Origin of the sequence: Streptomyces zaehneri, assembly GCF_032248645.1 — a bacterium.
In the GTDB taxonomy this organism is placed as follows: domain Bacteria; phylum Actinomycetota; class Actinomycetes; order Streptomycetales; family Streptomycetaceae; genus Streptomyces; species Streptomyces coriariae.
In genome coordinates, this window is the sequence record NZ_JASTTJ010000040.1 from 24,873 (window position 1) to 42,276 (window position 17,404).

At 69.8% G+C, this 17,404-nt stretch carries 3 protein-coding genes; all 3 read right to left on the bottom strand.

The genetic code is table 11. From position 1 onward, the window contains the following. Positions 1 to 10: 10 nt before the first annotated feature. Positions 11 to 5,422 (bottom strand): type I polyketide synthase, encoded by a 5,412-nt coding sequence (locus QQM72_RS38835; RefSeq protein WP_314225530.1) that lies wholly within the window; start codon positions 5,420 to 5,422, stop codon positions 11 to 13. Positions 5,423 to 5,453: 31 nt separating this feature from the next. Beyond that, a complete protein-coding gene (locus QQM72_RS38840; protein ID WP_399080244.1) occupies positions 5,454 to 10,964 on the bottom strand; it encodes an SDR family NAD(P)-dependent oxidoreductase in 5,511 nt (1,836 codons plus the stop codon). A gap of 183 nt (positions 10,965 to 11,147) precedes the next feature. Continuing rightward, positions 11,148 to 17,159, bottom strand: coding sequence for a type I polyketide synthase (locus QQM72_RS38845; protein ID WP_314225532.1), 6,012 nt, complete (start codon positions 17,157 to 17,159; stop codon positions 11,148 to 11,150). Between the last annotated feature and the right edge of the window lie 245 nt (positions 17,160 to 17,404).

Sequence of the window (17,404 nt, forward strand, 5' to 3'; positions counted from 1 at the left end):
CGTGCGTGCGCTACTGCTTCCCGGCTTTCCTCATGGCCCGCTCCACCAGGTCGTCAGCGTCCATCTCCTCGATCAGCAGCCTGCCGTCCTGCTTCGGTTCGGCGGCGTCCGGCGCTGTGACACTTTCACCACCGGGACTCGCCACCAGTTGCAGGAGCTTCTCCATGAGCCCGAGTTCCTGGAACCGGGACAGAGGCGTGGTGACCAGGACCCTCCGGATCTCGTCCTCCCGACCCGCCAACTCGCCAACAGCCTCAGGGCACAGTTCCGCGAGCAGACGGCGCATCAGGCTCCGGGGTGTGGGATGGTCGAAGATGATCGTGGCAGGGAGGCGGATCCCTACGAGTCCGGTGAGTCGGTTGCGGAGTTCAACGGCCAACATCGAGTCGAAGCCGACCTCCCGGAAAGCCCGGTCGGCGTCGACCTTGCCGGGTGCTGAATGGCCCAGGACCACAGCGACCTCGCGCCGGATCAGATCCAGCAGCATCTGCTCTCGCTGGACCGGGAGCGTGGCGGCCAGCTGTTCAGCGAGGCCGCCCCGACGGGAGGCCACGTGCCGAGCGGTGCGACGGCCGGCACGCACGAGGCTCCGCAGCAGTACGTGTACGGGTTCGGACACGACTTGGGCGCGCAGCGCGGCATAGTCCGGCCTGGCCGCCAAGAGCACCGCGTCGTCTGACTGCAGCGCCGCGTCGAACAGCTCCAGACCCTCCTGGCTGGAGTGTGCGACCAGGCCCTGCGGGGCCATCCTCCGCTGTTTGGCCATGCCCAGGTTCCCGCTGGTGCCGGTCTGGTCCCACACCCCCCATGCGAGGGAGATGCCGGGCAGGCCGGAGCGGCGGCGGTGGAGGGCGAGGGCGTCCAGGCAGGCATTGGCGGCGGCGTAGTTGCCCTGGCCGGGGTTGCCGAGGACTCCAGCGGCGGAGGAGAAGAGGACGAACGCCGCAAGATCGGCGTCCCGGGTCAGCTCGTGCAGGTGCAGTGCGGCGTCAAGCTTCGGCCGCAGCACCGTGTCGAAACGGTCCGCGGTCAGAGCCGTGACCACGCCGTCGTCGAGAACTCCGGCAGTGTGAACCACGGCGGTGAGCGGGTGCGCATCCGGCACGGCGGCCAAAAGCGCCGCGACAGCGTCCCGGTCGGCGGTGTCGCACGCGGCGATGGTGACGGTCGTGCCGAGGCCGGTCAGTTCCTCGTACAGCGCCGCCGCCCCCTCGGCATCCGGACCGCTCCGGCTGGCCAGCAGCAAGTGCCGTACGCCGTGTCCGGTCGCCAGGTGCCGGGCGAGGAGACTGCCGAGCGTCCCCGTGCCGCCCGTGACAAGAACGGTGCCGTCGGGGTCGAGCCCGCGCCGGGGACCTTCGGCAGACGGCGCCCGCTTCAGCCGAGGGACGAAGGCCACACCCCCGCGCACACGGACGCGGGGCTCGCCTGTGGCCACCGCGAGCTGCACGGCCTCCACGGCCTTCACTGCCTTCACGGCCGTCGTGTGCTTGGAGGTCTCGGCACCGCCGCAGTGCCCGGCATGATCGCTCTCGACAAGGACGATACGGTCCGGGTGCTCCGACTGCGCCGAACGCAGCAGGCCCGACACGGCGGCCACGGCGAGATCGTCCTCGGCGTCGGGGACGATCACGACGAGGCGGGTGTGCGCCAGGGCCGGTGCTGCCAGCCATGCCTGGACAACAGCCAACGCGGCGGCGACGGCCTCGCGCGGATCGACGGGCGCATGCCCGGCCTCATACACCAGCAGACCCGGTACCGCTGGACCGTCCGCCGCAAGGGCAGCAACACCTTCGCCGTCAACGACGACCACCGAAGTACCGGCATCCTCAGTCACCTCACCAGGGGAAAGGGAAAGCTCAACCCAATCGACCAGGAACAGCGCCCCAGGAACCGACGCCTCCTCACCCTCTGCCCTTTCGGGCGAAAACGGCTCGGCGACAACGACATCAGCGCACAACACGGGCGCGCCGTTGGCATGGCTGACCTCAAGGCGGGTCCCGCCAGTGGCGTCACGGGCTGTGCGGACCCGCACCGCCGCCGCACCAGAAGCCAGCAAGGTCACCCCGCTCCACCGGGTCGCGATCACGTTCTCATCAGGGAACGCCGATCGGACCGCTGCGTCGAGCAGCGCCGGGTGCAGGCCGTAGCGGTCGGCATCACCGACCGACTTGTCGAGGGCCACATCGGCTGCGGAGCCGCCGGTAGGCCACGTCGCGCCGGAAGTGGACGGGGTCACCGGCCCAGGCACCAACGTGCCGTGCGCGTGGCGTGTCCACACCGCGTCCAGGCTGGCGTTGTCCGGGCGCGAGTACACCTCGACCGGCCGCCGCCCCTGCTCATCGGCCTCCCCGACGGTCATCTGAACGGCTCTGCCACCACGCAGCGGCAACAGCACGGGCCGGTCCACGGTCAACTCCTCGACCACCGGACTGCCCACCTCGTCACCGAACCGGATGGCCAGCTCGACCAATGCCGCGCTCGGCACGACGACGACATCACCGACGGTGTGATCACCCAGCCAGGGGTGCCCGTCCACCGACCACCGCGAGGTGGTCATGAAACCACCGGAATCCGGCCGGCCAACGACCGCGCCGATAAGCGGATGATCAGCACCCGCCTGACCCAGCGCGACAGCATCGACAACAGGAGCCGAACGCAGCCAGTAATGCTGATGATCGAAGGCATACGTCGGCAGATCGACCTGGGTGGCGGCGGCACTGGCCGGGAGGACACCCGCCCAGTCGACGGGGACGCCCCGGACGAACAGTTCGGCCATCGAGGTCAGCAACCGGCTCAGGCCGCCATCGCCACGGCGTAGCGAACCACCGACCACGGCCTCTGTGCCGGCCTGGTCGACGATCTCGCTGACCGGCTGGACCAGAACCGGGTGAGCGCTCGACTCCACGAAGACGGTGTGGCCGCCGGCCAGCAGGTCGGCGATGGCGGGACCGAAACGGACCTGGCCACGCAGGTTCCGATACCAGTAGCCGCCGTCGAGGACACCGGCCTCCCGCACCCACTCGCCCGTCACCGTCGAACAGAAAGGAACCAGCGGGGCCTGAGCACGGATGTCGGAGAACGCCTCGCCCAGGATCTCCTCTATCGCCTCCACATGCCGGGTGTGGGAGGCGTAGTCCACCGCGACCCGGCGCACGCGGACGCCCTCCGCAACAAGAACGTCGAGGGCCTCGTCGAGAGCCTCGGCATCACCGGCGATCACCACCGAGGACGGACTGTTGACCGCCGCCACCTCGACCCGGCCCGACCACCGCGCAAGTCGCTCGACGGCCTCTGTCTCGGACAGCGCCACCGACGCCATACCACCCCGGCCCGCCAGACTGCCCGCGATGACCTGGCTGCGTACCGCCACCACCTGGGCGGCATCCTCCAGCGACAACACACCCGCCACACACGCGGCCGCGATCTCACCCTGCGAATGACCCACCACCGCATCCGGCACCACACCCACCGACGCCCACACCGCAGCCAGACCCACCATCACCGCAAAACTCGCCGGCTGCACCACATCCACCCGCTCCAACAACCCAGCCCCAACATCCCCCCGCAACACATCCACCAGCGACCAGTCCACCCACCGCCCCAACGCCACCGCACACTCAGCAACCCGCTCCGCGAACACCGGCGACGAATCGAGGAGTTCACGGCCCATGCCGGTCCATTGCGAACCCTGCCCCGGAAAGACGAACACGACCTTTCCGGCCCCGCCCAGAGCCGACACGCTGCCAGTGACCACACCGGGATGAGACTCACCCCGCGCCAACGCCTCCAGACCCGCCAACGCCTCACCCCGCGAGCCGGCCACCACCACCGCACGCTGGGACAACAACGCACGCTGAGCGACCAACGCCGCGGCCACGTCCGGCAGCGACACCTCACTCGACTCCACAAAGGACGCCAACCGCTCGGCCTGGCCCGCCAGGGACCCCGCACTCCTCGCCGACACCACCAGCGGCACCACACCCTCGTTGGTCCCCGCCAGCCCAGGCCTGACAGGCTCCGGCACTGCGGGCTGCTCTTGCGGGGCCTGTTCCAGGATCAGGTGCGCATTCGTCCCACTCACACCGAAGGACGACACACCAGCGCGGCGCGGCCGGCCGGTGTCGGGCCACTCCCGGGACTCGGTCAGCAGCTCGACCGCGCCCGCCGTCCAGTCCACCTTCGCCGACGGTGCATCGACATGCAGCGTGGGCGGCATGACCCCGTGCCGCAGCGCCTCCACCATCTTGATCACACCAGCCACCCCCGCCGCCGCCTGGGTATGACCGATGTTCGACTTCAACGACCCCAGCCACAACGGCCGGTCCTCGGGCCGGTCCTGCCCGTAGGTGGCGATCAGCGCCTGCGCCTCGATCGGATCGCCGAGTACCGTGCCCGTGCCGTGCCCTTCCACCACATCCACATCCGCCGGCGAAAGACCCGCATTGGCAAGCGCCTTACGGATCACCCGCTGCTGCGACGGACCGTTCGGCGCCGTCAACCCGTTCGAGGCACCATCCTGATTCACCGCGCTGCCACGGATCACCGCAAGCACCCGATGCCCACGCCGCCGCGCCTCCGACAACCGTTCCAGAACCACCACCCCGACGCCCTCGGCCCAACCGGTGCCGTCCGCGGCATCCGCGTACGACTTGCACCGGCCGTCCAAGGACAGTCCGCCGTGGCGCGAGAACGCCTCGAACGCCCCCGGCGTCGCCATCACCTTGGCGCCACCCGCCAGCGCCAGCGAGCACTCCCCCTGCCGCAACGCCTGCGCCGCCAGATGGATCGCGACCAGCGAGGACGAACACGCGGTGTCCACCGTCACCGCCGGCCCCTCAAAACCGAACACATACGACACCCGGCCTGAGGCCACACTCGACGCCGCCCCCGTGCCGATACCCCCCAGCTCGGAATGCACGTTGCCACCCGCGAAGTAGTCGGAGCCCATGACGCCGGAGAACACCGCGACCTCTTGGCCCTTCAACGTCCCCGGATCGATCCCGGCCTGTTCCAACGCCTCCCACGAGGTCTCCAGCAGCAACCGCTGCTGCGGATCCATCGCCAGCGCCTCACGCGGCGAGATCCCGAAGAAACCCGCGTCGAACTCCCCCGCGTCATACAGGAACCCGCCCCGGGGCACGTAGGGGGCGCCGGCCTGGCCCGGGGCGGAGTCGAACACGCCCTCCAGATCCCAGCCACGATCGGACGGGAAACCGGACATACCGTCCCGGCCCTCGCTGACCAGCCGCCACAAATCCTCCGGACCCGCCACACCACCGGGCAGACGACACGCCATACCCACAACCGCAACCGGCTCCCCGGAGGCCTCCAAGAGCTGGCGGTTCTGCTTCTTCAGCGAGCCGACCTCTTCGAGCGATGCTCGGAGCGCCTCGACGACCTTTTCATAAGGAGCACTCACTTGAAATCCCCAACCATCAGGTGCCGCAGAGTCACTTGTCGCCGAGCGCCAGCTGCACGAGATCGTCGACGTTCAGGTCGGCGATCGCGGTCTCATCATCGGCGTCGTCCAGCATGCCGATCGGCGGTTCGTGGTCATTGAGTGCAACCAGCCTGACCAGGGCGTCCAACAGTCCAGCCGCCCGGAACCGGGCGAGTGGGAGCAATGCGAGCGCGCGCCGCAGCCGTGCCTCGTCCACGTCCGGGCCGGCCGTGACGCCGTCGGGGAACAGTTCGCGGTGGAGATGGCGGGCGAGGGCGAGCGGGTTGGGGTAGTCGAAGACGATGGTGGCGGCAAGCTTGAGGCCGGTGGCCCCACGAAGACGGTTACGCAACTCGACCGAGGTGAGCGAGTCGAACCCGGTGTCCTTGAACGCCGTCTCCGCTCCGACCTGCGCGATCCCAGCATGACCGAGGACCATCGCCACATGACCACGGACGAAATCGAGCAGCAACGCTTCCTGCTCCTGTGGTGTGAGCCCTGCAAGCCGGGCAGCAAGGCCGCCACCGCTGTCCCCCGCCCCTGCCTGCCTGTCTCCCGCCCGTGCCCGCCGCCGTCCACCCTGCACCAGACCACCCAAAAGCCCTGACAGACCCCCACCGGCCACGGCATCAGCACGCAGCCTCCGCAGATCCAGCTTGATCGGCACCACCAGAGCTGCGGAAACCCGCAAGGCCGCGTCGAACAACCCCATTCCCTCGGCGGGGGCGATAGGCAGGATGCCGCCACGGCTCATACGAGCCTGGTCGACCGCACCCAGGTGAGCGGTCAATCCGGTGGTCTGCTCCCACAGGCCCCAGGCCATCGAGACACCGGGCAGGCCCGCCGCCCGCCGCCGGTGAGCCACCGCGTCGAGATAGGCATTGGCCGCCGCGTAATTGCCCTGTCCCGCCGAACCGATCAAACCCGACGCGGAAGAGAACACCGCGAACACCGACAGATCCATGTCCCGCGTCAGCTCGTCCAGATGGCCAACGGCCATCACCTTCGGCCCGAACACATACGCCAACCGTTCCGGCGTCAACGCGCCGATCACACCGTCGTCCAACACACCAGCGGTGTGGACAACACCGGTCAGCGGACGCTGCTCCGACACAGAACCCAACAGCGCGGCCACCGCATCCCGGTCAGCGACATCACACGCCGTCACAGCCACCGATTCGGCACCCAACTCGCCAAGCTCGGCAACCAGCTCCCGCGCCCCCTCAGCCTCCAGACCACGCCGGCTGACCAGAACCAGATGCCGCACACCGTGCTCAGCCACCAGGTGCCGGGCGACCAGCGCGCCCAGCGAACCCATACCACCCGTAACCAGAACCGTGCTCTCAGAGTCGAAGACGGCGGGGACATCAGAGATACCGGGGACGGCGGCGCCGGTCGTGTCACGGACCAGACGTGGCGCGGACAACACCGTGCCCCGCACAGCGACCTGGGGCTCGCCGGCAGCGAGTACAGCGGCGAGGACCGGTCCCATTTCGACGCCGGTGACGTCGAGGCCGGAGTCGGCAGCGGTGTCGAGCAGAACGATCCGGTCGGGGTTCTCGGTCTGGGCGGCGCGGACCAGACCCCACACCGCGGCACCGGCCGGGTCCGTGACGTCAGCGTCGCCGCCCGCGGGCACCGCACCCCGGGTCACCACCACCAGCTTGCCGCTCTCGAAAGCCGGGGCCACCAGCCAGGCCTGAAGCACACCCAGCACCCTGCCCGTCAGAGCAAGCACCTCATCGGCATCGCCAGCCCCCTCCCCCCAGGCCTCCAGAACGACCACAGCCGGAGCATCCACGGCCAGGGCCGGAGCATCCACGGCCGGGGCCGGTGCATCGACGGTCAGGGCGGCCACATCCTCGGCGGTGGCGACCGCTCCCCACGACGGCACCAACTCCGCACCCAGGGCAGACACGTTCAGCTCGGCCCACTCCACCCGGAACAGGGACCCGTCCTCGCCCGCCGCACCGGCCACCGCCCCCAACCGCTCCGCGGAAACCTCCCGGAACACGAGCGAGCCCATCGTCAGGACAGGTTCGCCGGTCTCATCGGCCGCCTGCAACGACAGCACATCCGGCCCGGAAGACACCAGACGCACCCGCAACGCCGAAGCACCAGCCGCATACAACGCCACGTCGTTCCAAGAAAACGGCAGCACGGTTCGCGACCCACCCGCTCCGGCACCAACCTCGTCCGGCCGAACGAGCCCCCTGGCGTGCAGAGCAGCATCAAACAGCGCCGGATGGACACCGAACCTGACGGCGTTGTCCCGCTGCCCGTCGGGCAGAACGACTTCCGCGAAGACCTCCTCACCCCGCCGCCACACCGCACGCAGACCCTGAAACGCCGGCCCAAACGCATAACCACGATCAAGCATTTCCTCGTAAAACCCGGCGACATCGAGCGGCACCCGCTCAGCGCCGGCCGGCGGCCAGACCGAGACATCAAACCCGGCCATGCCCATACCCCCGGCCAGAGCCGACCCCAGCCGGCCGGCGGCATGACGGGTCCAGACCCCGCTGTCATGATCCCCGGCGCTCTCCTCAGACGCCGAGTACACGAAGACCGCACGGCTACCGCTCTCGTCCAGGCCACCGACCGCGACCTGGACACGGACACCGCCCTGCTCAGGCACCACGAGCGGCGCCTCGATCACCAACTCCTCCACCACACCGCAACCGACCTCGTCACCGGCACGAACCGCCAACTCGACCAGACCCGTGCCCGGCACGAGCACAACCCCGCTCACCGCATGATCGGCCAACCACGGATGCGTCCGCACAGACAACCGGGACGTACACAGGACACCACCGGTCTCCGGCACCGCCACCACCGCACCCAACAACGGATGATCAGCACCCGCCTGACCCAGCGCGACAGCATCGACAACAGGAGTCGAACGCAGCCAGTAATGCTGATGATCGAAGGCATACGTCGGGAACTCAACGTGTGAAGCACCGGCACCGGACGGCAGCATCGCCGCCCACTTCACGACCACACCCTGGACGAACAGTTCGGCCATCGAGGTCAGCAACCGGCTCAGGCCGCCCTCCTCACGGCGTAGCGAACCACCGACCACGGCCTCTGTGCCGGCCTGGTCGACGATCTCGCTGACCGGCTGGACCAGAACGGGGTGAGCGCTCGACTCCACGAACACGGTGTGGCCGCCGGCCAGCAGGTCGGCGATGGCGGGACCGAAACGGACCTGGCCACGCAGGTTGCGGTACCAGTAGCCGCCGTCGAGGACACCCGCCTCCCGCACCCACTCGCCCGTCACCGTCGAACAGAATGGAACCAGCGGGGCCTGAGCACGGATGCCGGCGAACGCCTCTCCCAGGATCTCCTCGATCGCCTCGACATGCCGGGTGTGGGAGGCGTAGTCCACCGCGACCCGGCGCACGCGCACGCCCTCCGCAACAAGAACGTCGAGGGCTTCGTCGAGGGCTTCGGCATCACCGGCGATCACCACCGACGTGGGACCGTTGACCGCCGCCACCTCCACACGGCCGGCCCACCGCTCGATACGCTCCGCCACTTCAGTCTCGGACAGCGCCACCGACGCCATACCACCCCGGCCCGCCAGACTGCCCGCGATGACCTGGCTGCGTACCGCCACCACCTGAGCGGCATCCTCCAGCGACAACACACCCGCCACACACGCCGCCGCGATCTCACCCTGCGAATGACCCACCACCGCATCCGGCACCACACCCACCGACGCCCACACCGCAGCCAGACCCACCATCACCGCAAAACTCGCCGGCTGCACCACATCCACCCGCTCCAACAACCCAGCCCCAACATCCCCCCGCAACACATCCACCAGCGACCAGTCCACCCACCGCCCCAACGCCACCGCACACTCAGCAACCCGCTCCGCGAACACCGGCGACGAATCCAGGAGCTCACGCCCCATACCCACCCACTGCGAACCCTGCCCCGGGAACACCAGCACCGTCCGCCCCGCGACCGCGGCCGACGACAATCCGCCAGTCACCACACCAGGATGAGACTCACCCCGCGCCAACGCACCAAGCCCCGCCAACGCCTCACCCCGCGAGCCGGCCACCACCACCGCACGCTCGGACAACACCGCACGCTGAGCAACCAACGCCGCGGCCACGTCCGGCAGCGACACCTTCTCGCCGGACTCCACAAAGGACGCCAACCGCCCCGCCTGCCCCACCAGGGATGCCGCCGAGGCGGCGGACACCACCAGCGGCACCACACCGTCGCCGACGTCCACCATCGACTCAGGCACAGACTCCACCGGCGTCACGGGCTGCTCTTGCGGGGCCTGTTCCAGGATCAGGTGCGCATTCGTCCCACTCACACCGAAGGACGACACACCAGCGCGGCGCGGCCGGCCGGTGTCGGGCCACTCCCGGGACTCGGTCAGCAGCTCGACCGCGCCCGCCGTCCAGTCCACCTTCGCCGACGGGGCATCGACATGCAGCGTGGGCGGCATGACCCCGTGCCGCAGCGCCTCCACCATCTTGATCACACCAGCCACCCCCGCCGCCGCCTGGGTATGACCGATGTTCGACTTCAACGACCCCAGCCACAACGGCCGGTCCTCGGGCCGGTCCTGCCCGTAGGTGGCGATCAGCGCCTGCGCCTCGATCGGATCACCCAGAACCGTCCCCGTCCCATGCCCCTCCACCACATCCACATCCGCCGGCGAAAGACCCGCATTGGCAAGCGCCTTACGGATCACCCGCTGCTGCGACGGACCGTTCGGCGCCGTCAACCCGTTCGAGGCACCATCCTGATTCACCGCGCTGCCACGGATCACCGCAAGCACCCGATGCCCACGCCGCCGCGCCTCCGACAGCCGCTCCAGAACCACCACCCCGACGCCCTCGGCCCAACCGGTGCCGTCCGCGGCGTCTGAGAACGCCTTGACCCGGCCGTCGACGGCGAGGCCGCCGTGGCGCGAGAACGCCACGAACGCCCCCGGCGTCGCCATCACCGTGGCCCCGCCCGCCAGCGCCAGCGAGCACTCCCCCCGCCGCAACGCCTGCGCCGCCAGATGGATCGCGACCAGCGAGGACGAACACGCCGCGTCCACCGTCACCGCCGGACCTTCAAGACCGAGCACATACGACACCCGGCCTGAGGCCACACTCGTCATCGCCCCCGTGCCGATGAACCCTTCCAGTTCCGCCGTGCTGAAGCCGTACCCCTGTTCATAGACGCCGGAGAACACCGCGACCTCTTGGCCCTTCAACGTCCCCGGGTCGATCCCAGCCTGTTCCAACGCCTCCCACGAGGTCTCCAGCAGCAACCGCTGCTGCGGATCCATCGCCAGCGCCTCACGCGGCGAAATCCCGAAGAAACCCGCGTCGAACTCCGCCGCGTCATACAGGAACCCGCCCCGGGGCACGTAGGGGGCGCCGGCCTGGCCCGGGGCGGAGTCGAACACGCCCTCCAGATCCCAGCCACGATCGGACGGGAAACCGGACATACCGTCCCGGCCCTCGCTGACCAGCCGCCACAAATCCTCCGGACCCGCCACACCACCAGGCAGACGACACGCCATACCCACAACCGCAACCGGCTCCGACTTCTCGGCCTCAAGCTCCAGCACACGCTGATGGGAACGGCGTGCCTCTGCGAGGGTGCGCTTGAGATAGTCGCGAAGCTTGCTTTCATCTGCCATCGGGGTTCAGCTCCTAGAGGCTGTGACGGTCGGCGGTTGCTAGTTGCCGAACTCGGTGTCGATCAGGTCGAAGAGCTCGTCGTCCGAGGCGGCATCGAAGTCGAGATCCTCCTCAGCGGGCGGGGTTCCGTTCGCCAGCGACCAGGAGGCCAGAAGGCCCTGAAGCCGGGCTGTCACTTGGGCGCGGACCGAGTCGTCGGCGTGCGTCTCGGCCAAGGTGGCATCGAGCCTGCTCAGTTCAGCCAGCAGCGGATGCGTTCCGGCCACGGATTGCGTTGTGGTCCCGAGTTCGCGGTGGAGGTGGCGGGCGAGGGCGAGCGGGTTGGGGTAGTCGAAGACGATGGTGGCGGCAAGCTTGAGGCCGGTGGCCCCACGAAGACGGTTACGCAACTCGACCGAGGTGAGCGAGTCGAACCCGGTGTCCTTGAACGCCGTCTCCGCTCCGACCTGCGCGATCCCAGCATGACCGAGGACCATCGCCACATGACCACGGACGAAATCGAGCAGCAACGCTTCCTGCTCCTGTGGTGTGAGCCCTGCAAGCCGGGCAGCAAGGCCGCCACCGCTGTCCCCCGCCCCTGCCTGCCTGTCTCCCACCCGTGCCCGCCGCCGTCCACCCTGCACCAGACCACCCAAAAGCCCTGGCAGACCCCCGCCGGCCACGGCATCAGCACGCAGCCTCCGCAGATCCAGCTTGATCGGCACCACCAGAGCTGCGGAAACCCGCAAGGCCGCGTCGAACAACCCCATTCCCTCGGCGGGGGCGATAGGCAGGATGCCGCCACGGCTCATACGAGCCTGGTCGATCTCGCTGAGGTGGGCGGTCAGGCCGGTGCTCTGCTGCCACAGGCCCCAGGCCATCGAGACACCGGGCAGGCCGGCGGCCCGCCGGTGGGCCATGAGCGCGTCGAGATAGGAGTTGGCGGCGGCGTAGCTGCCCTGGCCGGCGGAGCCGAGCAGAGCAGCGGCGGAGGAGAAGACGGTGAACGAGGCGAGTTGCGGGGCGAGTTCGCGGGTCAGCTCGTCCAGGTGGCGGACGGCGGTGACCTTCGGGGCGAAGACCCCTTCGATGCGTTCCGGAGTCAGTGCGCCGATCACACCGTCGTCCAGGACGCCGGCCAGGTGGACCACACCAGTGAGCGGGTGCCCGGCGGGTACGGCCGCCAGAAGAGCCGCCACGGCATCCCGGTCGGCGACATCGCACGCGCAGACCGTCACCACCGCACCCGACTCGCCGAGTTCGGCGACCAGTTCGGCCGCGCCCTCCGCGTCGGGACCGCGGCGGCTGACCAGCAGCAGGTGTCGTACACCGTGCTCAGCCACCAGGTGCCGGGCGACCAGCACGCCCAGGGAGCCGGTGCCGCCGGTGACCAGCACGGTGCCCCCGGGGGCGAAGGCGTACCCACTCTCGGCCTCGGCCTCGGCCTCGGCACCGGCTTCGGCGTCGAAAGCAGGCTCGGTCTCGACGGCGGCCACACGTACCAGACGCGGGGCGGACAGGGCCGTGCCGCGGACGGCGACCAGCGGCTCCGCGGTGGCGAGCACGGGCCCGAGGACGGGACCCACTCCGGCGGATCCGACGGGATCGAGATCGACGAGCACGATCCGGTCGGGGTTCTCCGCCTGGGCCGCCCGGACCAGACCCCACACCGCGGCACCGGCCGGATCGGTGACATCGCCGTCGCCGCCCGCGGGCACCGCACCCCGGGTCACCACCACCAGCTTGCCGCTCTCGAAAGCCGGGGCCACCAGCCAGGCCTGAAGCACACCCAGCGCCCTGCCCGTCAGAGCAAGCACCTCATCGGCATCGCCAGCCCCGTCCCCGCAGGCCTCCAGAACGACCACAGCCGGAGCATCCACGGCCGGGGCCGGAGCATCCACGGCCGGGGCCGGTGCATCGACGGTCAGGGCGGCCACATCCTCGGCGGTGGCGACCGCTCCCCACGACGGCACCAACTCCGCACCCAGGACAGACACGTTCAGCTCGGCCCACTCCACCCGGAACAGGGACCCGTCCTCGCCCGCCGCACCGGCCACCGCCCCCAACCGCTCCGCGGAAACCTCCCGGAACACGAGCGAGCCCATCGTCAGGACAGGTTCGCCGGTCTCATCGGCCGCCTGCAACGACAGCACATCCGGCCCGGAAGACACCAGACGCACCCGCAACGCCGAAGCACCAGCCGCATACAACGCCACGTCGTTCCAAGAAAACGGCAGCACGGTTCGCGACCCACCCGCTCCGGCACCAACCTCGTCCGGCCGAACGAGCCCCCTGGCGTGCAGAGCAGCATCAAACAGCGCCGGATGGACACCGAACCTGACGGCGTTGTCCCGCTGCCCGTCGGGCAGAACGACTTCCGCGAAGACCTCCTCACCCCGCCGCCACACCGCACGCAGACCCTGAAACGCCGGCCCAAACGCATAACCACGATCAAGCATTTCCTCGTAAAACCCGGCGACATCGAGCGGCACCCGCTCAGCGCCGGCCGGCGGCCAGACCGAGACATCAAACCCGGCCATGCCCATACCCCCGGCCAGAGCCGACCCCAGCCGGCCGGCGGCATGACGGGTCCAGACCCCGCTGTCATGATCCCCGGCGCTCTCCTCAGACGCCGAGTACACGAAGACCGCACGGCTACCGCTCTCGTCCAGGCCACCGACCGCGACCTGGACACGGACCCCGCCCTGCTCAGGCACCACGAGCGGCGCCTCGATCACCAACTCCTCCACCACACCGCAACCGACCTCGTCACCGGCACGAACCGCCAACTCGACCAGACCCGTGCCCGGCACGAGCACAACCCCGCTCACCGCATGATCGGCCAACCACGGATGCGTCCGCACAGACAACCGGGACGTACACAGGACACCACCGGTCTCCGGCACCGCCACCACCGCACCCAACAACGGATGATCAGCACCCGCCTGACCCAGCGCGACAGCATCGACAACAGGAGTCGAACGCAGCCAGTAATGCTGACGATCGAAGGCGTAAGTGGGGAGATCGACCTGGGTGGCGGCGGCACTGGCAGGGAGGACACCCGCCCAGTCGACGGGGACGCCCCGGACGAAAACTTCGGCCATCGAGACCAGCAACCGGCCCAGGCCGCCCTCATCACGGCGCAGCGAACCACCGACCACGACACGAGACCGGACCATGTCATCCGCCTCGTCCACGATCTCGCTGATCGGCTGGACCAGGACGGGGTGAGCGCTGGACTCCACGAACACCGAGTAACCCTCACCCAGCAGGTCGGCGATCGCGGGACCGAAACGGACCTGGTTGCGCAGGTTCCGATACCAGTAGCCGCCGCCCAGCACACCCGCCTCCTTTACCCACTCCCCCGTCACCGTCGAATAGAAAGGAACCAGCGGGGCCTGAGCACGGATGCCGGCGAACGCCTCAACCAGGACCTCCTCTATCGCCTCCACATGCCGGGTGTGAGAGGCGTAGTCCACCGCCACCCGGCGCATCCGCACACCCTCCGCGGCAAGAACCTCCAGCGCCTCGTCGAGAGCCTCGGCATCACCGGCGATCACCACCGACGTGGGACCGTTGACCGCCGCCACCTCCACACGGCCGGCCCACCGCTCGATACGCTCCGCCACTTCAGTCTCGGACAGCGCCACCGACGCCATACCACCCCGGCCCGCCAGACTGCGCGCAATGACCTGGCTGCGTACCGCCACCACCTGAGCGGCATCCTCCAGCGACAACACACCCGCCACACACGCGGCCGCGATCTCACCCTGCGAATGACCCACCACCGCATCCGGCACCACACCCACCGACGCCCACACCGCAGCCAGACCCACCATCACCGCAAAACTCGCCGGCTGCACCACATCCACCCGCTCCAACAACCCAGCCCCAACATCCCCCCGCAACACATCCACCAGCGACCAGTCCACCCACCGCCCCAACGCCACCGCACACTCAGCAACCCGCTCCGCGAACACCGGCGACGAATCCAGGAGCTCACGCCCCATACCCACCCACTGCGAACCCTGCCCCGGGAACACCAGCACCGTCCGCCCCGCGACCACCGCGCTGCCAGTGACCACACCAGGATGAGACTCACCCCGCGCCAACGCCTCCAGACCCGCCACAGCCTCACCCCGCGAGCCGGCCACCACCACCGCACGCTCGGACAACACCGCACGCTGAGCAACCAACGCCGCGGCCACGTCCGGCAGCGACACCTTCTCGCCGGACTCCACAAAGGACGCCAACCGCCCCGCCTGCCCCAGCAGGGATGCCGCCGAGGCGGCGGACACGACCAACGGCACCACACCGGCGGTCGATGCGGCCGGCGCCGCGGGCTGCTCCTCCGGTGCCTGTTCCAGGATCAGGTGCGCGTTCGTGCCGCTGATGCCGAAACTGGAGACACCGGCGCGGCGCGGCCTCCCCTCCTCCGACCAAGCGCGGGCCTCGGTGAGCAGTTCGACCGCGCCCGCCGTCCAGTCGACCTGGGGCGTCGGCTCCGTCACGTTGAGCGTGGGCGGCAGGATGCCGTGTCGGAGCGCCTGCACCATCTTGATCACGGCGGAGACACCGGCCGCGGCCTGCGTGTGACCTACGTTGGACTTGAGCGAGCCCAGCCAGAGCGGGCGCTCCGGGTCCCGGTCCCGGCCGTACGTGGCGAGCAGGGCCTGCGCCTCGATGGGGTCGCCGAGCTCCGTGCCGGTGCCGTGCGCCTCCACAACGTCGATGTCGGCCGCGGCGAGGCCACCATTGGCGAGCGCCTTGCGGATGACCCGCTGCTGCGAGGGCCCGTTGGGGGCGGTCAGGCCGTTCGACGCGCCGTCCTGGTTCACGGCCGAGCTACGGACGACCGCGAGCACCCGGTGGCCGCGTCTGCGGGCCTCCGAGAGGCGTTCCAGGACGACGATGCCGACGCCCTCGGACAGGATGGTGCCGTCGGCACCGGCCGAGAACGCCTTGACCCGGCCGTCGGCGGCGAGGCCGCGCTGGCGCGACATGCCGCGCAGGCCGATCGGTGAGCCCATGACGGCGACACCGCCTGCGAGGGCGAGCGAGCATTCGCCCTGACGCAGTGCCTGGGCAGCGAGGTGGATGGCGACGAGGGACGAGGAGCAGGCCGTGTCGACGGTCACCGCGGGGCCCTCGAAGCCGAACACGTATGACACCCTGCCGGAGGCCACGCTACCGGCGGTGGCCGTCGTGACGAAGCCTTCGAGTTCGTCGGGCACGTTGCTGAGGGACTCGACGTAGTCGTGGATGGAGACGCCCGAGAAGACACCGATATTGTCGCCGCGCGCGGAGTGGGGGTCGATGCCGGCCCGCTCCAGGGCTTCCCACGAGGTTTCGAGGAGGAGCCGCTGCTGTGGGTCCATGGCGAGCGCCTCGCGCGGCGAGATGCCGAAGAAGCCGGCGTCGAACTGGGCGGCGCTGTGCAGGAATCCGCCCTTGTGGACGTAGGCCGTGCCGGGCTTGTCGGGGTCGGCGTCGAACAGGCCGTCGAGGTCCCAGCCGCGGTCGTCCGGGAGGTCCACCATGCCGTCGCGGCCCTCGGTCACGAGACGCCAGAGGCCGTCGGGGTCGTCGACGCCGCCGGGCAGGCGGCAGGCCATGCCGACGATGGCGATGGGCTCGTCGGGCTCGGCGGGGACGGTGGGGGTGGCGGTGGCGGTGGCACCGGCCGTCTCGTCGCCGAGCTCCTCGCGCAGGTAGCGGGCGAGTGCCACCGGGGTGGGGTAGTCGAAGATGAGGGTGGCGGGGAGTTTGACGCCGGTGGCGGCGCCGAGCCGGTTGCGGAGTTCGACCGCGGTGAGCGAGTCGAAGCCGATCTCGCTGAACCCTCGTGTGCCCTGGGCGAGTTCGGCGGCGTTGAAGCCGAGGACCGCGGTGGCTTCGGCCCGCACGATGCCGAGGAGGACGGCTTCCTGTTCGGCCTCGGGCAGTCCGGCGAGGCGCCGGAACAGGTCACTGCCGTCGCCTGCGCCGGCGCGTGCGAGGCGGCGGCCACTGCGCACCAGGCCGCGCAGGAGGTGCGGGACGGTGCCGCCGGAGGCCGCGTCGGCGCGCAAGGACCGCAGGTCGAGCTTGATCGGTACGAGCAGGGTGTGTTCGGCTCGCAGGCCGGTGTCGAGCAGGGCTAGGGCCTCGGCGGGGGTGAGGGGCAGGACGCCGCCGCGGCTCATGCGGGCCTGGTCGATCTCGCTGAGGTGGGCGGTCAGGCCGGTGCTCTGCTGCCACAGGCCCCAGGCCATCGAGACACCGGGCAGGCCGGCGGCCCGCCGGTGGGCCATGAGCGCGTCGAGATAGGAGTTGG